Raw genomic sequence first — 24,408 nt, 5'->3', positions numbered from 1 at the left:
ATCAGCTAAAAAGATAAAGAAGCTCTAAGATAAATAGGAATAGTCTCGCTCGGCATATTAGATGATTTATGTAAAGCTTTTGATGTAGTTAAGCTTAAATATATATTACCAAGATTATACCTTGCTCCAAAGGATACGCCGGCTAAAAAATCTTTATTCGGTAAAAGATAATCCCTGCCATAACCAATATCAAACCCGATAAAAGGTTCTAATGCGCTTAGATATTTTGACACGTTTAAAAAATGAAAAAAAATAGTATTATTGTCATATATTCCGTAATCAAGCGCTGCTGAACTTTTTTTAAAGCCTCTAACGGTATATTCATCGCCGATTAAAAATTTATCTGCATACAAAAGCGGTTCATTAGAGTAGCTACCTCCGATACTGCTTTTATATAAAAGAACTAAATTATCATTGAGATAGAAATTCTTTTGGTAAGTCAAGTTAGCATTGATCTTGTTAAATTCTACTTTATATAAAGAATCTTTAACATCTTTTTTTCCGCCAAAAAACGGTACTCCTTTTTGGTATTCTAAATTTAAAAACAAAAATCCACCGATAGCAGTAGTTAGGTATTCTATTCCGCTTGCTATGCTTGAGTGTTTTCCGCTTGAAATTTCTAAAAATATATCATCAATCTTATTCGTATTTTCCTTGATATCAAAATTAACATATACTGAAAATTTATCATTACTGCTACGATGAAGAATTTTTCTGAGTGTAGCTTTATGTCTTGAATTCGTACTTTTTCTAGTAAAGTTAGAATTATAACCTTCAATTAAATCTTTATTATCACTATATTGCAAGGAGTAATTTAACTGATAACTTTGTACAGGCAAAGTATAATTAACACCGTAAATATCTTCACTTTCATTTCGCATATCTTTTAATAAACCTTTGATAAAACTAAAACGTATAGAATCATTGATATTTAAAGGATTATTATAAGTTAGATGAATACCGGTCTTGCCTGTAGATTTATCACCACTATTATCAGAATCAATCATAAAATCAAAAGGCTTGGCGTCGCTTGTGACAAAAATATCCGAATAGCCGTATTCCTTGCTTGCTTTTATCAAAGCTTTTACATTGCTTGCGCCATTGCTTAAATTTTCTATACCGGTATCTAAATCAAAAATATTAAATTTATCCCCATTTTTTAAAGGCATACCAAAATCAAGCCTTGTTGTATTATTATTCTCATTTAAATACACTTCTCCTACAAATCCGTATTTTATATCAAGTATAAGAATTTGATTTTCTTTATCTATTTTTTCAATATCTATAGCCGAAGTAGAATATCCTTTAGAAAAAATAAAATTTGTAAGTTCTTTAACAATATTATAAATATCATTAAAATTTAATGGAGTATTTAAATATTTTTGCAAAAGCTTATCGGTTTTAGCGGTCAAATTATCTTTATTTTTAAATTCAATCTTTTTAAAGATATATGTTTCGATCTTGATTTCATCTCTATCTAAGGGCAAAATTCGCTCTTGTTTTTGATTTTTTTCTAAATTATCAAATTCTTTTTCTATGTAAAATTGCTGTTCTTTTTTATCGAGCAAATCAAATATACTTGCAGAGTTCTCTGCTTTTAAAAAACAGAGAAAACTCAAAAGTAAAAATATTATTTTCATAATTTTCAATTAAAACCTCGTTGTTTCAGTGATTTCATTAACATGCATTGTATTCGTACTTGATGTAGGATTAGAATTCATTCCCCTAATATGATTGACCGCATCTTTAACTTTCGTTACTGAAGTGCTAAAATTAACGGTTCCCCCTGCCCAAGAACTATCTGTAGAACTTTGAGTATTTTGAGTATCAGTGCTAATAATATTATTTTTATTTCCATTTATATTAATATTGCTAGCTGAGTTTGCACTACCTGTTTTGTTGATATGATCTTCGATATCAACTACTGCGCCAAAACTTGTATTTGTTCCGCCATTTATTCTTACAGTGGCACCATCGCTTTTTTCATAAGTTTTTACATCAGATTCTAAAACTTTTCTTGCAACTTCTAAATTTCCGGAACCTACTTTTGAATTTAAAATTCCGGCTTTTAAGCTCAAACTTTCGCCTACACCGCCGTTAATTTCATTTTTAGCATTAAATCCGCTTTGAGTTGAAACTTCAGCCTTATTTGATTTATTATATCCAAAACCTACCATACCAGAAACGCTTCCTGTAGCAATATGATTGCTTGATAATGCTCCAGTTATCGTTCCGCTTAAAGTTCCGCCGTATTTTTCAGAATTTGAAGTATCGACTAGAGAATTGATTTCTAAATTTTTACCTATATCTAAATTTACGTTATTGGCATTTACATTAGCTCCGTTAAGAACTGTGTTATTTTTAGTTTTAATGCTTACATCATTATTTGCATTAAGAGTGGTATTGCTAAATTTAGATTCGTCGGTTCTAGAATACGAACCGTTAGTAAAAAATTCTACCGCGTTACCCGCAACTCCGCCATCTATAATATGGTAACCTGCGGTTTGTCTATTGGTAATTGTTGCCTCAAATTGTATATTTGAAGAACTAGCTTTAGACTTTGCAGCATTTACAATCAAATCCTTTTTTGAATTTATACTAATATTATTTGCATTTGCATTAGTTCCATTTAAAGTAATATTTCCTTTAGTGCTCGAAATATTTAAATTTTCTCCCGCAGTAATCTGCGTGATATTTTCATTTGAACTAGAACTTTGACTTTGATTGAATTTAAAACCTATGGTTTGGTTGGAATTTCCAGTAACAAGATTATTACTCAACATATTAACCGTACTTGCTGAAATTTGTGCCGCAATGATACCTGGATTTGGTTTTAAGCCTTTTTGCTCAGAGTGTAAATTTTGCGATACTTGATTAGCAAAAGAAGCGATAGGACTCAAAGATTCCAATTTTTCTTTAACACTAAGACTAAAACCGGTGCTACTGTGTGTTTTTGTATCTGCGTATTTGGTGCTTTTGATTTCTCCGCCTTTAAGATTAATATCTTTATTTGCCTTCAAATTTGCTCCACCTATATCTAAAGTATTATTTGAATTTACATTAATATTTGAACCTTCTAATCTACTTGAAACGTTAGTAACTTCGTTGGTAGTTTTTTGTGTTGATATCAATTCAACTCCGACTTCTCCAGCTCCAAAAAGATCAGATCTCAATCCGCCTTGAGTAATGCTACTTTCACTATCTAATTTTTTAGTATTAGCAATTTGCCCAGCATGACTATAATTTGCGCTTATACCTTGACCGCCTAATTCTAAATTCGCATTAGCAAAAATTCCTACGCCAAGAGAATTAGTTTGCGTGTGTGTTTGATTTTGTGCGGCAATAAAATTTACTTCATTACCGTTAACATTTGTTTCTTCACCTTTGAGATTGCTACCTTTGATATCTACTTTGTCTTTAGCATTTAAATTAACCTCGTTATTTGCACTAATACTTGATGAAGCAACCACAGAACTTTCTACATTTTGGGTAGTTTGTCTAAAGCCGGCAATTTGAGTATTTGAAGCTTGAGACGAACTTGAAATTTTAGTCGCTCCACTATTTACGCTAATATTTTTAGCATTTAAATTAGCAGAATTTTGTGCTTGAATATTAGAACCTGTTATTTTCACATCATTACTTGCATTGATATTAATATTATTTTGTGAGGTTAAAGAACTACCTTGCGAAGTTGAAGTAGTCAAACTAGTACTTTTATGGTTTATTTCCGTTGAGCTTCTACTATATTCCTCGTTTTGTATTTTCGTATTTTCTTGAGCATCTGCGATATTAACATTTTGTGCATTTATATCAATAGACCCTTGCTGCGAAGTAGAGCTTATATTACTAGATACTATATTAGCATCTTTTTTTGCGCTAATGCTTAAATTATCCGCACTTATATTTGAGCTTAAAACAGTATTGCTTTGTGTAGAACTTGTAGAAACATTATCGCCTGTCTGTTCTTGAGTAAATGAAGATGAAGTTGAATAATCATTTTTAATATTCACATCACCGTCTTGAGAGTTTAAATTTATCTGCGAATTTTGAGCGCTAGCAGTTATATCGCTATTTTGGATATTTAAATCATCGTTTGTGTTAATAGTTACGGAATTTTGTCCTTTAATCTCAGTTTTAGATACAGAAGTACTAGTTCCTTCTTCATTAGTAGCTAAAGCGGTACTTATATTCGCTCTATTTGCGTTTATATTTACTTCGCTTCCATCTAGCTGAGAACTAATAAAATTAGCCTCATCGCTAGCATTTATATTAACTTGTCCTTCTGAAGAAATACCACTTAAAGATGAACTTAATGAGCCTGTATCGATACTTACTGCGGCTTTGCCGACAAGACCGCCCCTATCGTTTGAAACAACGTCATCTTTGTGAATATTAATAGTAAATAAGCGCGAATTAACGATATCTGGGATAGAACTTAAAATTAAATCTCTACTATTAACCGCTTTTTTTACGTTAGATTCTATCAAAGCAAAATCTCTATTTAAAGAACTTGATAATCCTTGCGTTATGCTGCTAGAAACTATGTTTAATCTACCATTAGATGCTATTTGAGCTTGTGATTTTGCTTTAAAAATCATTTTTGCATTAAGATTCCAACTATTCTGATTTGGAACAAATCTTTGAGAAGCGTAATTACTGCCTAATAATAAAGAAAAATACTGTCTAAGCGTCTTATTTTTTCTTGCCGCATCTTTAAGAGCGTTCCAAGCAGATTCTCTTTGATGGTTTTTTGCCGCATTGCTTGAAAAATATCTTAAAGCATCAAGTAAGCTTTCTCCTCTAGTGAAATAATGGGTTGAATTTGTATTCCAACTACCAAGATACTCTCTAGCAAAAAATCCACCAACTTTTATTTTAGAAAAAACTTCTCTCATGGTTATATCTTTACTTAAAGTTACATTGTTAATTTTTCCGAAAGTTGATATATTATTTTTAGCTAGTATCTTCCCTTCATTATAAATTCGCCTATTTCTATCTCGCGAAATAGTATTTATATTAATATTTTTACTTGACTGAATTATACCTTGTTTACTATCTAATGAATTGATATATTTTAATATATTATTAACTCTAGCTTCCATATTCCATCGTTTAAATGCAGTATCGCCGTAATTTGCCCAGCCAAATCCTCTTGTATTATCAGTAAAATATGTAAGCGAACCTATCATTTGCGCTATGTTATTTAAAGTTTGCGCTTCTATATTGATATCTCTACTTGCATATATCAAAGAGTTATTATTCACATATTTTGAGTTAATACTTAAATCTTGCAAACTATCAATCATTGAATCATTCATAACGATCAATGCATTCAAAGTAGTATTTTTAACAGAATACAAATAACCATTATTTTCAATACTTCCACGCGAATGTAAAACCAAATCTTTCCCGCTTGCAACCAAAGCATTAATATAAATATTTCGTGCATTTAGTTGAATCGAACCTAAATTTTCAAGTTTTGAATTTACACGCAAATTTTCGTTACTTGAAATATCAAGTAAATTTTTTGCATGTAATGTTCGAGCATTAAGATCCAAATCATCATTTGCTTCTAACGTGATATTATTTTGACTTATGATTTTACCGCCGTTATCAAAAGCGCTAAGTACTAAATCAATATTATTATTGGCTGATATTTCTCCTTTATTGTTTAAGGAATTTGTATTTAATACTATATCATTTAAAACATTGATAGAACCGAAATTGTCAATTTTATCTGTAGCGTTTACCGAGATAGTACCGGCATAAATTTGAGATTTTTTTTGATTTGTTTTAAAAATATCTTTTGTTTCTTTACTTATATCTACTGTTTTAGCATTTTCAAAAGAATTAGAATTAACGGTTATCTCATTACCTCTGTAAAGTCCTTTATTGGTAATTTTTCCTTCTGCTTTTAAACTTATGTTGTCTGCATTGATTAAAGAGCTTTGAATTTCTTTTGCTTCTATGCTGATACTTCCGTTTCTATTTACGCCTAAAGCTTGAAACTCAACCTTATCTTTAGCTTTAACTATAACATCCTTAATACTCCTCACAACCCCGCTATGCCTTACACCGACTCCTTCTTCGGTGCTAATTAAAGTAACTTTATTTGCATACATAGAACCAAGATACTTTCCATCGATTCCATAATCAATTTTTTTATCTTTTTGTGTGGTTAATTTAGCACTTATTTTAGGTGAATTTGGATTATTTAAATCTACTGTATTAAGTCCGGCAATAAAATTAATATTAGATAAATTTTTACCTTTTTCATAATGAGCAATACTGCCGGCGATATCTATACCGCGGCTAATTACATTAAAGTAATCTCCATCAACGATAATGCCACTGTTACCTATTTTAATTCTCGCATCACTATCGATATTAAGAAAATTATCATTAAACTTACCTGTGCTAAGCGTTACACCTTCGGTATTTAAAAAAGCTGCTCCATTAACGCTAAAACCGTTTTCATTTGCAAATACTAAATTAGCTTTTTTTCCAAAAACTTCTAAAATTCCATTAATTTGTGAAGCTTGTTTACTTGTAATCTCGCTCACTATAACACTAGCATTTTTTGTTAAATTAGGATTTTTTTCAATCGCACCGCCAATTTTTGAAATTCCGTCTTCTAGACTATTATTGAAAATAACGCCTTTGTGAATGTCAAAGGCATCAAATTGATTATGCGAAATTCCATTTTGACTCGGATTATTAATATTAATCACATCGGTATTATTGCTAGATAATGCCGTATTTTTAGATTTTGAAATAATAATATTTCTTTGTCTTAAATCCGCTGAAACTAGCAAACAAGGAAATAACACGTTAATAAGTGTTAAACTTAACGATAAACGAAATAATTTATTTGTACTTAATCTCATATTATTTTTCCTAAATTAAGATATTTGTAAAATAATCTTAATTTGCTTTAATAAATAAATTTAAAAAATTTAAAAAATGAAGTATGAATTTATATTTTATTCTGCAATATTCTTATTATTGTGTTTCATTTTTACACATTGCTACCTAATATCTGAGAATAATTTTAATTTTTTTTAGTTAGTAATTATAAAAGTTGTTTAAATATCTACATTTTAGCTTAGATTTTGATAATCCAAGCTAATTTTTAGTATTAGAATTCTTGAGTAAATTCGTATCCTGCTGATTTTAAAGCGTAAGCTACTTTTTCTTGATGATCCTTACCTTTAGTCTCAAGCGTGATGGTTATGGATGCGTCACCGTAACTTAGCTTTGTTGAAAATCTATCGTAGTCTATTTTTACGATATTTGCTCCGGAGCTTCTAAGAACATCTGTAAGTCCCATAAGTGCGCCCGGTTTATCGATCAAAGTAACGTTTATGATCATCTTTCTACAGCTTCTTATAAGACCTTTTTCGATGATAACGTTTAGCATTTGTACATCGATATTTCCACCGCTTAAGATGGCTCCTATTTTAGCACCTTTTTTAAATTTAAACTTATTTTCCAGCAAAGCCGCAACAGATACAGCTCCTGCACCTTCAACAACTATCTTTTGCTGCTCCAAAAGATATAGTATGGCGTTTGCTATCTCATCATCTCCTACTTGAACCATCTCATCGACGCTCTCGATGATATTTGCCAAAGTTATAGGACTAGCATCACGTACGGCGATACCATCAGCTATGGTTCTAACCGATTTTGAATTATGCTGTTTTTTATCTTTAAAACTATCAAACATAGCAGGAGCGCCTTTTGCGCTTACGCCGATAATTTTTATATTTGGATTTATCTGTTTAGCGCAGCTTGCCACGCCGCTTATCAGTCCACCTCCACCAACAGGAGCTACTATATAGTCTAAATCCGCCACTTCATCAAGCATTTCTAAAGCGATCGTTCCTTGTCCTGCTTGAACCAATTCATCATCGAATGGATGAACAAAAGTCATAGAGTTATCTTTTGCATATTTTAGAGCAAATTCATAAGCTTCATCAAAGTTATCACCGCTTAAAATGACCTCAGCACCCAAAGATTTTGTGCCAGATACCTTTGAAAGCGGAGCCGCTTCAGGCATAATTATAACTGCTCTAACGCCAAAATGTCTTGCACTGATAGCTACTCCTTGAGCGTGATTTCCGGCACTCGCCGCTACTACTCCGCACTTTTTGGAGTCATCACTTAAATTAGCAATTTTATTAAATGCTCCTCTAACTTTGTAAGCCCCTGTTATCTGTAAATTTTCTTTTTTTAGATAAATATCGGCTCCGCTTATTTTGCTAAGACGAGGAGCTAAAGCAAATGGGGTTTTAGAAATAAATCCGTCAACTGTTCTTTTTGCTTGAATTATTTTATTTAAGCTTACCATTGTTTTCCTTTTTGTGTTCGACCATAATGCATGCATTTTGAATGAAATTTATACCTAGAATCTCAGCTTTAGCCATAACTTCATCATTTTCAATACCAAGCTGAAACCAGAGATTTTTCGCTCCTATATCATAGGCTTCATCAAGCAAACTAGAAGCAAACTCGCTCTTCCTAAACATTACAACAGTGTCTATAGGATCGTTTATATCTCTTAAACTTTTGTATATTTTTCTGCCATAAATTTCGCCCTCTTTTGGATACACCGGATATACATTAAAACCCTGCTTTATAAGATAATGACCAACCATATTGCTGGCTTTGGCAGGTTCTGGACTAAATCCTATAACGGCTATATTTTTCATACTATTTAGAATGCGCTGCATAGATCTCTTTTGAAGTAAATTTAAAAAATTGTAGCTAAAAAAAGGTAAAAGAATTATAAAAATATCGGCATTTGGAAGCATTTAAAATAGTTTAAGCAGATAATTTTAAGCTTAAACTATTTTTAAAATTATATATATCTAAATTTCAAATTATTGATTAACTTTTGTAATAGTTTTTACATCTATTTCATTTTTTTTGAACATATCACTATCGACTTTGCCATAGATCGAAACAGTATCATTAGGACCTACAACCAATCCACGCCAGTCATCATCGTCTATCTCAACTATGATAGTATCTTTTCCATCTGTAAATTCATACTTATCGTGCTGAACTTGTCTTGTAAGTTTTCCTGTTAAATTCACTAAAGTATCATCTCTAGCACTAAGAGCAGCCGATACCGTAGTTACGCCATAAGCGCCTCCTGTATAACCACCACGGTACTGATTTGCAGGTTTATTGATCTGAGTATCGCTAAATCCTCCGTTAGTATTGTTGCTATTTGCAAAAGCAGCAACAACAACTGCTAAAGATATTAATATTTTTTTCATTTTAATTCCTTTTACTTAATTTATGAAATAATAATAAAACTTTGTTAAAAGAATGTTAATCGATACTTCTTAAAAGCAAAGTCGCCTTATCATCAAATTTTCCACTTTTAAAATGAGCTTTACAAAACTCGACTATAAGCCCGTGATAACGAGCAAAAAGCTCATTGTCGCTTACTAGGCATATTGCTTTATAAACAGCGTTTCTATCGATATCTTCTAGCCACTGTCTAGCTTCATCGTAACTCTCAAAAGTAAAATCCAAAAACTCAAATATCCTAAGCGTGTATTTATCCACCACCATGATGTCACGCGAACAAGCATAACAAAGTATACTATCAACGCTCTCAAAACCCAAACCTTTTTGAGAGATCAGCCACTTTCTGCTGGCATTTTTTGCAAACTCTTCAAATGAGCCGAATTTATCCAAAATATTTTTACAAAGCATACTTAGTCTTTTGGCTTTCGTATTATAAAATCCGCTTGGCTTTATTAAATTCGCTAAGCCTGACTCGCTTAAATTTGTCACATCTTCAAGGCTTTGCACGTCTGCATTTTTTAAATTTACAAAAGATTTCTCTACATTTTCCCATTTCGTATTTTGAGTTAAAATAGCTCCGATGACGACCCAAAACGTACCAAACTCTGGCCACCAAAATGGGCTTGCCTTGAAGTCAAATGCTACTTCTTTATCCAGAGCTAAAAACAGATCTTCACTTCTCAAACTCACTCCTAACAGACAACCAAAACTGCTTTGCACTTCTAGCGCTTCTTACACCTTTTGATGAAGCGTAAATAAGAGCTTCTTTTCTTAACCACTCTTTATCTACATCTAGATCCTTAAAATAGCTATCAACTACGTCAAGATACTCAGATACCTCCATCTCATAAAAGCTTATATGCAGACCAAATCTATCTGCTAAGCTTAAGCTTTCTCTATTATGCTCTTTTTCTATTATATAATTTTCGTGATTTTTTTCGCTTTTTACAATGTGTTTTCTGTTGCTTGTAGCATAAAAAATCGCATTTTTTGGTGGAGCTTGAATGCTTCCTTCAAGCAATTTTTTAAGCTCGCCTAGAGTTTTATCGCTAGCTTCAAAGCTAAAATCATCGCAAAATATTATAAATTTAAAACGTTTTTTATCTCTTATCTTATCTAAAACCTTATATAAATTTACGAGTTCAAACTTGCTTATCTCTATCAACCTTAAATTTCTATCTATAAATTTACAAAATACAGCCCTAACAAGGCTTGATTTTCCGCAACCCATTTCACCCCATAAAAGAGCGTGGTTAGCACCTTTATCGTTTATAAAATTTAAGGTATTTCTGATCAGCTCGTCTTTTTGTCTATCTATGCTTACAAGCTCGTCTAAATCACTGATCAATATATCTTTTATAGGTTTTAATTTTCCGTCTCTTAAAGTGGCGGCTTTGGTCTTTTTCCAGTCTATCTTCAAAATATCTCCTTTGCTTTAAATTTAAAACAGCCCGATAGTACTTGGGATATATGTATCTTGTCTATATGGATTTTTGGTGTTATTTTTATTAGTTGAGTTGGGTAAGGCGGAGTTATTATCTTCGCCCTTACTATCATCTTGTTGTTCTTGTTGCATCTGAGCTTTTGCTGAAACTTCCATGCTAGCCGTATTTGCCGCTATCTTGAGATCTGCTGGACTAGGACTCGATGGAGCTAGAGCGGCACGTTTTATCTGCTGAGCTTTTTGGATAGTTTCTTCTGGAGTACTGCCAGGACTAGTATCTATCCCAACTTCACCGCCTATAGCATACATTTTAGAGTCAGGACCTCTTTGATAAGTATAGTTAGTCCCGCTAGTTAGTCCGGCACCTGTTGCCATATGGGCTGCTTCGTGAGTTCTTACTTCTGCATCTCTTTTTTGCAACTTAGCTACTTGAAGCTTCTCTTTATCACTTAGCTGAGTTACGTTTTTTTCATCTTTTTTGCTATTGTTATTTTTATCTTCACTATTTTGACTAGTTTTTAGAGTATCTTCTTTACTATCGCTATTTTTAATACCGTAATCGCCATATGGGCTGATAGTAGAAAGAGAATTCCCTATAGTCATGATGAATTCTTTCTTAAATATGCCAGAGTTTGTGCAAGTACGTCATCATCATCTTTACTCCTTGACTTTAAAATAACCTTCGTATCGTCAATTTTAGTTAAGCTTATATTTTGTTCATAATTACTCACAGATTTAAACCCTTGTTCGCAGGCCAAAATCTTTATGACTATAATATCTAAAAATTGCTTAGTGTAAGCATCAAGTTTGCCAAATCTATCTTCAATTTCTGCTCCTAGCTCATAAACTTCACTTACATTTTGGCATTTGCTAAGACGTCTGTATAGTTCAAGCCTGATTCTATCTTCATTTATGAGATCAGTATTTAAAAATGCATTTACGCTAAGTTTTATATCTATTTGAGTCATCTCTTTTGTTTGATGATTTAAAAGCAAGTTTATCTCATCTTCAAGCATTTTTAGATAAAGCGTATATCCGATAGCTTCTATATGACCGCTTTGAGCCTCTCCGAGCAAATTCCCGCCACCTCTAATTTCTAAATCATGATAAGCAAGAAGTGCTCCGGAGCCCAAAAACGAATTACTTTCAAGAGCAATAAGCCTTTTTACGGCTTCACTACTAAGCTCATTTTTATCGCCGACCAAAAAGTAGCAATAGCCTTGTTTATTGCTCCTACCGACTCTTCCTCTTAACTGATGCAAATCCGCAATCCCAAATTTATTTGCGTCATCGATTATAATAGTATTAGCATTTGGCAAATGAATACCGCTCTCTATGATACTTGTGCAAAGAAGCAGATCATACTCTTTATTTGCAAATTTCATCATCTCATCTTCGGTAGTTTTTGCGTCTATCTTACTATGAAGCGTTAAAACTTTTAAATTCGGTATCAAAGCTTTTAATTCTCGCTCCATACTTGGCATATCAGATATTAAATTATGCACGTAAAATATCTGACCTCCTCTTCTAATCTCTCTTAATATAACCTCTTTTATAAGCTTCTCATCCCACTCCTTGACAAATGTTCTTACATCCATTCTATCAAGCGGCGGCGTTAAAAGAGTGCTATAACTTTTAACTTTACTTAAAGCCATATTTAAACTTCTTGGAATAGGAGTAGCCGACATAGAAAGTATATGAGAGTGTTCGCTTATCTCTTTTAGTTTTTCTTTTTGTTTAACACCGAATTTATGCTCTTCGTCTATAATTATAAGTCCCAAATTCGCCGCTTTTAAAGATAAAAGAGAATGAGTGCCGATGACAACCATCGGTTTTGCATCATTTAAATTTTTTATAATATTTGATTTTTCTTTTGTGCTAGTAAATCTATCTAGTCTGCGTACATCTATGTTAAATTTATCAAAACGCTCTTTTAAACTTTTGAAATGCTGAGAGCTAAGCAAAGTAGTTGGTACAAAAAATAGAGCCTGATAGCCGCTTTTTACGCATAAAAATATGGCGTTCATAGCAACTTCGGTTTTACCAAAACCTACATCGCCGCTTAAAAGCATATCCATAACTCGTCCGCTCTTTAGATGATTTTGTATATCATTTACTGCTTTTTCTTGGTCATCCGTGTATATAAATCCGGCGCTGGATTTAAACTTAGCATACTGACTATCCGCGTTTAATCTTATACCTTCTATCAACTCTCTTTTTGCAGCTAGAGCTATGATTTTATTAGCTATAATAAATAGCTTTTCTCTAACTTTTTCTTTGATTTTCGCGAAACTAGCCTTGCCGAGCCTATCTACGCTAACTACGGCGCCGCTTCCTGCTATATAACGATCTATCATATTTAGATGTTCAACCGGCAAAAGAAGTTTATCGTTATTTTGATAAGCGATAACTACAAACTCTTTTTTACTACCTAAAACCGTGATAAGCTCAAGTCCTAAAAATTTACCTATACCATAATCACTATGTACGACAAAATCACCGGTTTTCAATTCATCTATAACTAAACTTGCTTTTTTAACTCTTTGTTTTTTAACTCTTTTATTTAAAGATAGTATCAATTCGTCTTTACTAGCTATATTTAATATCAGATTGCTTATGACAAGCTCTACGTTTGAACTATTTTCTAAATTTAAAGCATTAAAACTACTCTCGTTTGAGCTCAAAATTTGAATTTTTTTACTGCCGTGAAATTTGATAAGATCACTATTTACACTAACTTCTAAATCTTTATAAATTTTTGGTTCTGGTAAAATAGGAACAGCTTTTAAAAAACTTAGATCTCTATTAGAAACGATATCATCTATGTCTATTTGCATTGCCAAAACAGTTTTAAAACTCTCAAAATAATCGCTAAATCCGTCTATAACCCAAAAACCAAATGAGTTGATATCTTTTATCAAAGCATTTGAATCGATATTTTCTAATTTATCATTTACATCTTTTAATTCATCACTATTTAATGAAGCCAAAAACGGAGTTATAATAACTGAAGTAAGCTCGTTTTTGTCTGATTTTTGAGTATCAAGATCAAAGTATCTTATACTACAAACAGTATCTATATCTAGCAAAATTCTAATTGGCTTATCTTCTGAGACGCTAAATATATCGATAATTTCGCCGCTTATTCTTATTTCGCCTCTGCCTTCTACGATATCTACGAAATTATATCCGAAACCGAGCATTTCTTCTTTAAACTCAGTTAGATTTAACGTATCTGCGTAACTTATAGTTTTGGTTTTTAAATTTGAGCTAGTTGGAAGTTTATTTAAAAGCGTACGAATAGGAGATATAAGCAGCTTATTTTTTGAATCACTTTTATAAAATTCAGTTAGAACTTTACTTATTTCTAAAAGTTCTGCATTAAAAGCTCTTAAATCATCACCTTGTATAGCTCTAAAATCCGGTAAAACAAAACAAGTGAGTCCGGCGTAAGAAGCACTATCATAAGCTTCTCTTGCCTCTTTATCGTCATTTGTTACTAAGATATCGTATATATTTTTATTAAATTTAAAAAACTCATAAATCCTTGCTTGCACTACTAGCCTCAGCATCTATAATCTCTAAATTTTCTAAACTTTTAACTACATTTTTCGTACTGCTTTTTCCGTTGAATTTAGCACCGCTTTCTATGCTTAAATTTGCCGCTAATATATCTCCTGATACAAAGCTACCATTTAAAATATCTACGAATTCAGCATCTATATTACCTTCAAAAATACCGTTAATAACAACTTTTTGTGCAAAAATCACACCTTTGATATTACCGTTTTTACCTATAACTACTGTATTATCGCTTCTTATAGCTCCATCAACTTTACCATCTACATACAACATAGATTTTAAGGTAAGCTCACCTTGTATATAAGCACCTTCTGAAATTATTGTTGTTTGGGCGTTAAATCTGCTAGGGTTCTTACTAAAGACTGCCATGATACTCTTTGCTCCTTCTTAAAGATTTCTTCATAATTTTTACTATTCCATTTTATAAAATTTATAGGATCTAAAGGACGTTGGATAAATCTAATCTCATAATGTAAATGAGGTCCGGTGCTAAGTCCAGTGTTTCCGCTATATCCTATAAGAGTTCCTTTTTTTATAAACTCTCCTTCTTTTACTACGTCTTTTCTGCTCATATGGGCAAAGCGACTTTTAAAACCAAAATTGTGTTCTATTATAACAACATAACCAAATCCATTTGTAGCATTATATCCGGCAAACTCAACAACACCGTCGGCCGGAGCATATATAGGCGTACCCACAGGAGCTCTTAGATCAACTCCTGGATGAAACTGCTTTCTATGTAGTATAGGATGAGTTCTCCAACCAAACGTAGCACTCACACCATTATGTTTTATGACATCTCCGTTCGGTATCATAGAAAAAATAATCTGTTGTTGAAATCCAGTAAGCTCTATATTTTCTAATCTCTCATCTATCGTTGTGTTATTATCGGTATTAAGACCTAACTGCTCTTCAAGAGCCGCTATCTTATCTTCTATAGAAGCAAACTCTTCACTGCTAGCTTTTATCTTTTTTTGCATCTTTTCATTTTCTATAAATAACTCATTTTTTACCTTTAAAAGCTCATCCCTTTTATCTTTTAATGCACTAGTTTTATTTTCAAGATAAGTGATATAAAATACCCCCAAAATAAAACTACAAAATGTAAAAATAACAACGTAAATAACGATTTTCTTGATTAATTGATGTAAAAGATAGTTTTTTGAGCCGTTTATATCTGTGATAGTAATTAAAAATTTATTTTTCAACTGTATCCTTTAAAAAGTTTTCTACAAGCACAAATGAGCCAAATACAAGGTAGTCTTTATCGTCTTCTAAATTTGAAAATTTATCGCATGGTATACCAAAATCTTTTGCGATTGTTAATATTTTTTCACCTGCCAATTTTCTATTATCACTGTCATATTCGTATATTAAAATTTTAGAAACAATATGCTTTAACTCATTTAAAACAGCTTTTATATCTTTATCATCAAATGCATTATATATAAGGTATACTTTATTAGTAAAGTTTTTTGCTATCTCTTTTGCCGCGTGAGCATTATGTCCAACATCTATCGTTATGTTTTTTGCTACTTTCTCTAAACGTCCTCTAAGGCTCAATTTATCTAAATGAGAAACTATTTCATCTATATTTTTTATTCCAAGCTCTTTTGCGCTAAATACGGCTAAATTAAGATTGTCTACTAAAAAACTAGGTAATTTAAATTTAAAAGCGTACCGAGTAGTCTCACTGCTAATCTCTTTTGGAGCAATCAAAATATTGCAACCGCGTTTCTTTGCGATATTCTTTGCAAGATCCATGAGAGAAAAATCACTGCAAATAACAGCGAACTTATCCATAGAATTTAGCTTTGTTGTAGCAATATCTTCTAAGCTATCTCCAAGCATATGGGCGTGATCAAGCGCAACTGGGGTAAATATACTAAGTTTTTTAGGAAAAACATTTGTAGCATCAAACTCTCCACCCATTCCAGCTTCAAGCACAACTTCATCAAGATCGCGAAATAAAACAGCCCCTAACAGAGTTGCCCATTCAAAATAGCTTAAAGTTTCTATAAAATTTTCACCGAATTTAGTAGTTTTTTGATATTCATCAAAATATATAAGAAGTTGTTTGTGCGCTTTTTCAAGCTCATCGTCACTAACGTCTTTGCCATCTATCCAAAATCTTTCATTAAATTTAAATATATGAGGACTTGTGTAATGACCAACTTTTTTACCGCTTGATTTTAAAATTTGCGCTAAAAATCTTCCGGTACTTCCTTTGCCGTTTGTGCCTACTACATGCACTACTTTTGGCAGGCTTAATCTATGTTTTATACAAGCATAAGCTCTAGGAAATCTAGTATAATCAATCTGATCATAATACATCGGTTTTGTACTTAAAAAATCGTTTAGTCTCATTAAACACTTGGCCTTACGCAATTTCTACCACTATTTTTAGCTTCATATAGGTGAGAATCTGCTCTTTCAAGAGTATCTCTGTCGCTTTTACTATCTTTTCTTGAAGCCACTCCGCAACTAATTGTTATGTCTATATCTTCACCTCTATATAAAAATTTAAAATTCGATATATTTGATAAGATATTTTTTGCAAACAAAATCGCATTGTCTTTTGATGTTTCTGGCATAATAACAACAAACTCTTCTCCTCCGTATCTACCTACAAAATCAATATCTCTTGACTGTTTTTTGAGTATTTTGCCGACAGTAGATAAGATAGTATCACCTGCTTCATGACCATAATTATCATTTACTATCTTAAAATGATCTATGTCGAAAAAGCATATAGAGTAGTCTATTTTATATCTTTTATATACATCTTCTATATTAGCCAATTCGATTTCAAAAGCTCTTTTTGTTCCTACGTTTGTAAGATAATCGCTGCTTATCTCTTCTTTTGCTTGCAAAAGCATATCTTCTAACTCTTTTACTCTAGCTTTTAGGTTAGAAATAGTTTTTTTATCCTCTATAAGTTTAGCTAAAAAATCTTTTATCTCAAACTCAAGCGAATTAGATACATGCAAAAGCTTCTCTTTAACAACAATATAATCATCATTAGACCTTATATTATCTAAATCCGTTTTTATACTGCTTATACCGTTTTCATTTTGAGCAACTCTTGATATAAAATACTTTATTTGCTCATTGATATCATCTAAAATTCTATCTAAAATAACGATCTTTTGCTTTACTTCGCTTTTATCTAAATCAACTCTTTTCAAAATAAATTTTTTAATATCGCTTTGCATTCCATCGCTTTGCAAAAGCTCCGGTTTGGCTCTTATCTCATCGCTTATAGCTGCTAATTCATCGTTCATACTAGAAGCTATCGACGGTACTAAAGCAGCTATCATAAGCTCGGCAAGTTTTGTGTAATCCTTATCTTCACTGCTTGGAGTAAATTTAGCATTTAAAAGTTTGCTTACAATACCTTCTAAGTCATCGCTATTTTTTATACCGTACTGTTCTAGTTTTTTTAGATAATCATCATTATAGTCGCTTAAAAAGTTAAACCACTTATCTTTTATAATATTGATATTTTCTATGCTAATTTTTTTATCAATAGTCTGTACGCTTATATTTGCCAGGTTTCTTGCTTGCTTGTTATGAAGTAAGCTTATACTCTGTAAAATACGCTTTGTAAGCAGAGTAAAAGCTTGAGTAAGTTTAGTAAAATCGCTTGGATTTATACGATTTAATCGTGAACTAATAAATGCAAAAAGCTCGTCTAAATTTCTCACATTCATCTTTTTTAGCTCATCTTGATACATTTTATCAAGCTTTGAAATATATTTTTCTAGTTTTTTGCAGTCTTCTACCGATACGCCTCTTCTTCTAGCTGCTTCACAAAAAAGCATATGATAATTATCTGGAGTTAGAACTATCTTTTTTGAATTTGCCTCTAAAATAACATCTTTTATAACTTCACTTACTATACTTGCCATCTCTTAAACCTTCAATAGCTAACCTAGAAATAAACTCGTCAAACGACTGTAAAGATGCATTTTTGATCGCCTCAAATCTATCCTTGTCACTTATAACGCTATCTGTAAATCTAGTATTATTTATACGTTTTGTAATCCTAAAATCATAGTCTCCGCTTGTAGTTATGTATTTGATATCTCCGTTTTTTAATTTCACTTTATAATCAACAATCAAATTTGTTTTATAAGCAGTAACATAACCAAATTGATCATATAAAATAGCATTAAAAGTAAGTGATTTTATACTGGCTATAATAATGCTATTGGCTTCTTCTTTTGTAGTTAAATTTCTACCTAGCCTTTTTATCATAGCTTCTCTTACGCTGTCTTTGATAGCAACCGTATTTTCAGGATCTGTTTTACTCATTATCACGTCTACCCAAACCGACTCATCTAAAACATTTGCAGTTATAACAGAAACTGGTTTATAACCACATCCTAGAAAAAACAGAACGACTATCAAATTTAAAAGCGTCTTCATTCTAGCCCTTTATAACTAAATTTACAAGCTTATTAGGCACATATATTTCTTTTAATATCTCTTTACCTTCTATCCATTTAGAAACCTCTTGTTTAGCTATCTCTAAAATTTTATCATCGCTTTCAAAGGCAGACACTTCTATTTCCGAGCGACGTTTGCCATTTACTGTTATGGCTAAATTTAAGCTATCTTTTACAAAAACTTCATCTTTTAAACTTAATTTCGTGAAATTTTTAAGACCAAACAGCTCATTACTAAGCTCATGGCAAGCATGAGGAATAATAGGCTCAAGTAAATTTAAAATAATAAAGTAACCCTCGGTCCATATATCTTTATTATTTTGAGCGTTCAAACCGTTTAAAGCCTCCATACAAGCTGCTATAAGCGTGTTAAAAGCAAAGCTATTTTCAAAAACATCGGTTGATTTTTTGAGAGCTTCATAAACTTTTAATCTAGCATATTTTTCGTCTTTATTTAAATTTGAATGGTTAATTTGCGGTAAAATTTCAGTTTTATAAGCATTATCGCTTCTATCATAAAGTCTATTTATAAATTTAAATGCTCCTTCTACTGCGCTATCATTCCACTCAAGCTCTTTTTGAGGAGGTGCTGCAAAAAGTATAAATAGCCTTGCCGTATCGGCTCCAAATTTATTTATAATATCATCTGGATCTACGGTATTTCCTTTGCTTTTGCTCATTTTAGAACCGTCTTTTAGCACCATTCCTTGAGTTAAAAGACTGTCAAACGGTTCGCAATCCCTTAAATACCCAAGATCTCTCAAAGCTTTTTGAAAAAATCTAGCATATAAAAGATGCAATATAGCATGCTCAATTCCTCCGATATACCGATCAACGCTCATCCAGTAATCGACGCTTTTTTTATCAAAAGCTACATCTTCCCATGTTTTTTCATCACTTGCAAACCTTGCAAAATACCATGAACTTTCAAAAAACGTATCCATAGTATCCGTTTCTCTTGTAGCTTGACTACCGCATTTTGGACATTTACAGTTTTTAAACTCGCTATGCTTATCAAGAGGATTTCCCTCTCCAGTTATGACTACATCATCAGGCAATTTAACAGGAAGATTTGATATATTTTCAGGTACTACGCCGCATTTTTTACAGTGTATCATCGGTATAGGGGCTCCCCAGTATCTTTGACGAGAAATTCCCCAGTCACGAAGCTTATAATTTGTAACTCTATTTCCCCAGCCCTCTTTTTCAAATTTAGAGATTATCTTCTCTCTAGCTTCCTCATACGCAAGTCCGTTTATAAGTTCTGAGTTTATATAAACTCCACTTTTTTCGCAGTATGGAAGAGTATCTGATTTTATAATTTGCTTGATATTTAGATTAAATTTGCTAGCAAACTCAAAATCCCTCTCATCATGAGCAGGCACAGACATAACGGCTCCGCCGCCATATTCAGCAAGTACAAAATTTGCACACCAAACAGGTATAAGTTCGTTAGTTAGCGGATGAATTACGTTTAATCCTAAACTAACACCGTCTTTATCGATAGATTGTCTCTGCTTTGGACTTTGATTTAATATAAATTTTAACTTAGCAGATGTGGCGTCATCAAGTATGTTTTTTTCAAGCAACTTTTTTACAACTATATGTTCAGGAGCTATAGCGGCGTAACTAACTCCATATATGGTATCAGGACGAGTTGTAAATACTTTAAATCCATCCATACCATCAAGCAAAATTTTACTACTGCTATCGAATTTAAACTCAAACTCAAGTCCATAACTTTTACCTATCCAGTTTTCTTGCATAGTTAAAACTTGATTTGGCCATTTACCCTCTAAATCTTTTAAACACTCTAATAGCTCATTTGCATAGTCTGTAATTTTTAGATAATACCCCGGCATCTCTTTTTGTATAACTTCATGCCCGCATCTCCAGCATTTTCCATCTTCTACTTGTTCATTAGCTAAAACAGTTTGATCATTTTCACACCAATTTACGACAGCTGATTTTCTATATACAAGCCCTTTTTCATACATTCTAATAAAAAATTCCTGCTCCCATCTAGTATATAGAGGATCACTAGTAGCAAAAAGTCTCTTTTTAGAAAAACTAAAACCTAGAGCGTCAAGCTCTTTTGTCATATAATCTATATTATCATAAGTCCAAATTTTAGGGTGAATTTTATGCTTTATAGCTGCATTTTCCGCCGGCATACCAAAACTATCAAATCCTATTGGTTGTAAAACATTATAGCCTCTATTTCTGTAGTACCGAGAAAGAGCGTCTCCTATACTATAGTTTCTAACATGACCCATATGAAGCCTACCGCTAGGATAGGGAAACATAGAAAGAATATATTTTTTAGGCAGTGAATAGTCGTCTTTTGGCTCACTATAACCATTTTTTTTCCAAATTTGTTGCCATTTGTATTCAATATTTTTAGCATTATATTCCATAATATTCCTTAAAATTCATCTCTTATTTTGCTAGCTTCAGTTAGAAGTAAAAACATAGAAAATATATTTGCTATTACTCCGCCGATAACTAAAGAATATACTATAACTTCATTAGCTCCTATAACTAAAAGAACAAAAGCCGGAATTAAATGCAAATCAGCCACAAGGGAGCTAGCAAATAGTTCGGCAGAGAGCATATTTCTAACTCCTATTTTAAGTAAAGTAGAAATCAAATTTATACTAGCTGCTATAAATAACGTAATCTCACTCTTATCATATAAAAATCCGGCAGTCGTGGTCAAGCTCATAAGAGCAAAAAACGTGTATATAACCTTACCCCAATTCATACTAGCTCCTTAAATAGTTCCTTTTTCATACATAGCACGAATTCTCTCTTTTTCTTTTCTCTTAACCTCTTTAGCTGCAAGATGAGATCTATAATGATCAACGCTAAATTTAAACCAGCCAAGCATAGGAGAAGCTATAAATACCGAACTAATAGTACCTATGATGATACCTATAAGCATAATAATAGAAAATCCATTTATCATATCTCCACCAAAGAAAAATAGCACTAAAACCGCTAATAATGTAGTAATCGAAGTCATAATAGTTCTTGACAAAGTTAGCGAAACAGACTCATTTATAACATCGTTTAGTTTTATAAATTTACTCTCTTTTACTCTTTCTCTAATTCTATCAAATATAATAATAGTATCATTTAGCGAGTATCCAAGTACTGTTAATACGGCAGCTAACGTGTCTAAATTTACGTCTATACTAAGTAAGCTTATAGCTCCTATCGTTATTACCACGTCATGAATTTCACTGATAATAGCAGCCAAAGCAAATCTCCACTCAAATCTCACCCCAATATAAATAAGTATTAAAATAAGAGAAACGCCTATCGCCATTAAACCTTTTTGTCTAAGCTCACTACCTACTTTTGGACCTACGACATCTACTCTTCTTATCTCAAATTTGCCGGTGCCTTCAAGGATACTTGTTACTACGGCTCCTGGATCACTTCCTAAGCTATCGCTACTTCCTGAGTATCTAATCGTGATCTCTTCATCTGAACCAAACTCTGTTACATTCGCATTTTTAAGGACTTCATTTGCGGCAAGCTTATCTCTTATATCATCAAGAGGTGCTTTTCCTTCGTATTTTACTTGTATAAGAGTACCGCCGGAAAAATCAATTCCATAGTTTAATCCTTTAGTACAAATAAGTACGATAGAACCAAAAAATAGTATAAAAGAAAAGCAAAAAAATAGCCATCTCTTGCCCATAAAATCATAAATTCTACCATTATCGAATATCTGCATTAAGCTACCTTCCTTATCTTATATCCAAACCACAGCACGCTGTTTTTATTATTTTCTATCTTTTTACCTAAAAACTCAAACATACCATGAGTTCCTAATATAGCAGTTAACATAGATGCCAAAATACCTATACTCATAGTAACGGCAAATCCTTTAACTGGACCTGTTCCATAAGCATATAAAGCAGCTGAAGTTATGAGCGTGGTTAAATTTGAATCGATTATCGCGCTCATGGCGTTTTCATAACCTTTTTCTATACTAACGTGAACGCTCTGACCGGCTTTTAAAAGTTCTCGTATCCGTTCATTTATGATAACATTAGCATCTACTGCCATACCTATAGTAAGCAAAATTCCAGCCATACCCGGCAAAGTCAAAGTAGCTCCAAAAAGAGCCATCACGGCCACTAAAAGTAATATGTTTACTACTAAAGCTATATTTGCCAAAACTCCGGCAAGTCCATAAATAAGCACCATAAATAAAACAACCAAAATAGCTCCGCCAGCTAGCGCTACCATACTTTGATCTATGCTTTGTTGTCCTAAACTAGGTCCTATACTTCTTTTTTCTAGCATATTAACAGGAGCTAAAAGTGCACCGCTTCTAAGAGCTATGGCAACATCGTGAGCCTCTTCTACGCTAAATCCTCCACTTATCTGACCGCTTCCACCGCCAATTCTTTCATTTATAACCGGAGCTGAATATACCTTACCATCAAGCACTATAGCAAGACGTTTTCCAACATTTGATCCTGTAAAATCACCGAATATTCTAGCACCTTCAGCATTTAAAGTAAAACTTATGATGGGAGAATTCGTCTGATTATCAAATGCAACTCTTGCATCAACTAACATATTTCCATCAAGCACAGGAATATCTTTTATGAGATATTTAAATTTAGGATTTTTTACATCGGGGTAAAGTACATCTCCATAAGCAGTCGCTTCGGCTTCAGTCATTTTATTTGCTTGATCTTGCCTCTTTTCATCAAGAGCCATAAGCTGAAGATGTGCTGATTTAGCTATAAGATCTTTAGCTCTTTGTTCATCGGCGGCAGTTTTTATACCGGGAAGCTCGACTAAGATCTGATTTTCACCTTGTTTTGCTACGGTAGGCTCGGCAAGACCGAATTGATCTAATCTATTTCTTATGGTTTCAACAGCTTGATCTACTGCATATTTAGCCGTATCTATCTTTTCAGCCGCTGTTAAAGAAATTCTATAATTTAAACCATCTTTTTTAATATCTAAGCCTTTAATACCTTTTAGCATTTCATCTATTTTTTTAGCTTCATCGCTATCTAAGATAGTTAAATGAACAGTATCGGTATCGGTTTTTAAATTTTCTACTAAGATATCGTTTTTATTTGTAAAATATCTGATACTAGAAGCAATTGATTTTATTTTTGAAGTAATGGCTTCATCTGTTTGTACGCCAAGTAGCATATGTAAGCCGCCTTGCAAGTCAAGACCTAAGCTTATTTTATATCCCTTTTCGCTCTGTAAAAAGCTTGGCATCGAAAAGCCAAGCCCAAATATAAGAGCTAAGATAAAAATAACTAGTCTATAAGTTACTCTACCTTTAAGCATCGCTTTTCTCGATTTTGTCTATTTTTTTAGCTACGAAGTTGCGATCGATTCTTACGATTACCTCATCATTAAGCTTAACTTTGATAAAATCATCCTCAGGTTTTACGACCTCGCAAAACAAGCCTCCATTTGTAACGATCTTATCGCCTTTTTGAAGATTTGATAGCATATTTCTATGCTCTTTTTGCTGCTTTTGCTGCGGTCTTATAACCAAAAAATAAAAAATTGCAAATAATACAATTAGAGGTAATAATGAAGATACAATCTCTGGCATGG

General features: G+C 32.5%; 19 protein-coding genes. All 19 read right to left on the bottom strand.

Annotated features, from left to right (window positions below; translation table 11 throughout):
• Positions 1 to 5: 5 nt before the first annotated feature.
• Positions 6 to 1,649 carry a ShlB/FhaC/HecB family hemolysin secretion/activation protein gene (locus tag RVY88_RS03765; RefSeq protein ID WP_162167370.1) on the bottom strand — a complete coding sequence of 548 codons (1,644 nt, stop codon included), beginning with the start codon at positions 1,647 to 1,649 and terminating at the stop codon, positions 6 to 8.
• Positions 1,650 to 6,887 carry a hemagglutinin repeat-containing protein gene (locus RVY88_RS03760; RefSeq protein ID WP_162167371.1) on the bottom strand — a complete coding sequence of 1,746 codons (5,238 nt, stop codon included), beginning with the start codon at positions 6,885 to 6,887 and terminating at the stop codon, positions 1,650 to 1,652.
• Positions 6,888 to 7,138: 251 nt separating this feature from the next.
• On the bottom strand, positions 7,139 to 8,350 hold the full coding sequence (ilvA, locus tag RVY88_RS03755) for a threonine ammonia-lyase (protein WP_038453267.1): 1,212 nt from the start codon (positions 8,348 to 8,350) through the stop codon (positions 7,139 to 7,141).
• Positions 8,334 to 8,732: a CoA-binding protein gene (locus RVY88_RS03750; RefSeq protein WP_202930983.1), complete on the bottom strand. Its 399-nt coding sequence runs from the start codon at positions 8,730 to 8,732 to the stop codon at positions 8,334 to 8,336. The genes ilvA and RVY88_RS03750 overlap by 17 nt, the downstream gene beginning before the upstream one ends.
• Positions 8,733 to 8,882: 150 nt before the next feature.
• Positions 8,883 to 9,284 (bottom strand): YgiW/YdeI family stress tolerance OB fold protein, encoded by a 402-nt coding sequence (locus RVY88_RS03745; protein WP_065843976.1) that lies wholly within the window; start codon positions 9,282 to 9,284, stop codon positions 8,883 to 8,885.
• A 55-nt stretch (positions 9,285 to 9,339) separates the two neighbouring features.
• On the bottom strand, positions 9,340 to 10,011 hold the full coding sequence (locus tag RVY88_RS03740) for a 3-methyladenine DNA glycosylase (RefSeq protein WP_394802980.1): 672 nt from the start codon (positions 10,009 to 10,011) through the stop codon (positions 9,340 to 9,342).
• Positions 9,995 to 10,735 (bottom strand): DUF815 domain-containing protein, encoded by a 741-nt coding sequence (locus RVY88_RS03735; protein ID WP_024305253.1) that lies wholly within the window; start codon positions 10,733 to 10,735, stop codon positions 9,995 to 9,997. Before RVY88_RS03735 ends, RVY88_RS03740 begins: the two co-directional genes overlap by 17 nt.
• A 27-nt stretch (positions 10,736 to 10,762) precedes the next feature.
• Positions 10,763 to 11,368: a putative metalloprotease CJM1_0395 family protein gene (locus RVY88_RS03730; RefSeq protein WP_162167373.1), complete on the bottom strand. Its 606-nt coding sequence runs from the start codon at positions 11,366 to 11,368 to the stop codon at positions 10,763 to 10,765.
• On the bottom strand, positions 11,365 to 14,322 hold the full coding sequence (gene mfd / locus RVY88_RS03725) for a transcription-repair coupling factor (protein ID WP_162167387.1): 2,958 nt from the start codon (positions 14,320 to 14,322) through the stop codon (positions 11,365 to 11,367). Before mfd ends, RVY88_RS03730 begins: the two co-directional genes overlap by 4 nt.
• Positions 14,303 to 14,716 (bottom strand): polymer-forming cytoskeletal protein, encoded by a 414-nt coding sequence (locus RVY88_RS03720; protein WP_002849161.1) that lies wholly within the window; start codon positions 14,714 to 14,716, stop codon positions 14,303 to 14,305. The genes mfd and RVY88_RS03720 overlap by 20 nt, the downstream gene beginning before the upstream one ends.
• Positions 14,665 to 15,555 (bottom strand): peptidoglycan DD-metalloendopeptidase family protein, encoded by an 891-nt coding sequence (locus RVY88_RS03715; protein ID WP_002849160.1) that lies wholly within the window; start codon positions 15,553 to 15,555, stop codon positions 14,665 to 14,667. Before RVY88_RS03715 ends, RVY88_RS03720 begins: the two co-directional genes overlap by 52 nt.
• On the bottom strand, positions 15,545 to 16,714 hold the full coding sequence (locus RVY88_RS03710; protein ID WP_065843715.1) for a bifunctional folylpolyglutamate synthase/dihydrofolate synthase: 1,170 nt from the start codon (positions 16,712 to 16,714) through the stop codon (positions 15,545 to 15,547). The genes RVY88_RS03715 and RVY88_RS03710 overlap by 11 nt, the downstream gene beginning before the upstream one ends.
• Complete coding sequence (locus RVY88_RS03705; RefSeq protein WP_065843716.1) at positions 16,714 to 18,258, bottom strand: GGDEF domain-containing protein; 1,545 nt, start codon at positions 18,256 to 18,258, stop codon at positions 16,714 to 16,716. Before RVY88_RS03705 ends, RVY88_RS03710 begins: the two co-directional genes overlap by 1 nt.
• Positions 18,239 to 18,778 carry an LPS assembly lipoprotein LptE gene (lptE, locus tag RVY88_RS03700; RefSeq protein WP_002849158.1) on the bottom strand — a complete coding sequence of 180 codons (540 nt, stop codon included), beginning with the start codon at positions 18,776 to 18,778 and terminating at the stop codon, positions 18,239 to 18,241. Before lptE ends, RVY88_RS03705 begins: the two co-directional genes overlap by 20 nt.
• Before the next feature lies 1 nt (position 18,779).
• Positions 18,780 to 21,215, bottom strand: a complete 2,436-nt coding sequence (gene leuS / locus RVY88_RS03695; protein ID WP_162167374.1) for a leucine--tRNA ligase — start codon at positions 21,213 to 21,215, stop codon at positions 18,780 to 18,782.
• Positions 21,216 to 21,223: 8 nt separating this feature from the next.
• Positions 21,224 to 21,562, bottom strand: a complete 339-nt coding sequence (locus RVY88_RS03690; protein ID WP_002849155.1) for a DUF6394 family protein — start codon at positions 21,560 to 21,562, stop codon at positions 21,224 to 21,226.
• A 9-nt stretch (positions 21,563 to 21,571) separates the two neighbouring features.
• Complete coding sequence (gene secF / locus RVY88_RS03685) at positions 21,572 to 22,543, bottom strand: protein translocase subunit SecF (protein ID WP_002849153.1); 972 nt, start codon at positions 22,541 to 22,543, stop codon at positions 21,572 to 21,574.
• The gene (gene secD, locus RVY88_RS03680) at positions 22,543 to 24,132 is read right to left on the bottom strand and encodes a protein translocase subunit SecD (protein WP_038453241.1); all 1,590 of its coding nucleotides are present in this window, start codon (positions 24,130 to 24,132) and stop codon (positions 22,543 to 22,545) included. Before secD ends, secF begins: the two co-directional genes overlap by 1 nt.
• Positions 24,125 to 24,406 (bottom strand): preprotein translocase subunit YajC, encoded by a 282-nt coding sequence (gene yajC, locus RVY88_RS03675; RefSeq protein ID WP_002849151.1) that lies wholly within the window; start codon positions 24,404 to 24,406, stop codon positions 24,125 to 24,127. The genes secD and yajC overlap by 8 nt, the downstream gene beginning before the upstream one ends.
• Between the last annotated feature and the right edge of the window lie 2 nt (positions 24,407 to 24,408).

This window comes from Campylobacter sp. TJR-1, from assembly GCF_032840035.1.
GTDB classification, from domain to species: Bacteria; Campylobacterota; Campylobacteria; order Campylobacterales; family Campylobacteraceae; genus Campylobacter; species Campylobacter fetus.
Note: the sequence above shows the minus strand (reverse complement) of the source record. Positions and strands in the feature narration are given on the sequence as shown.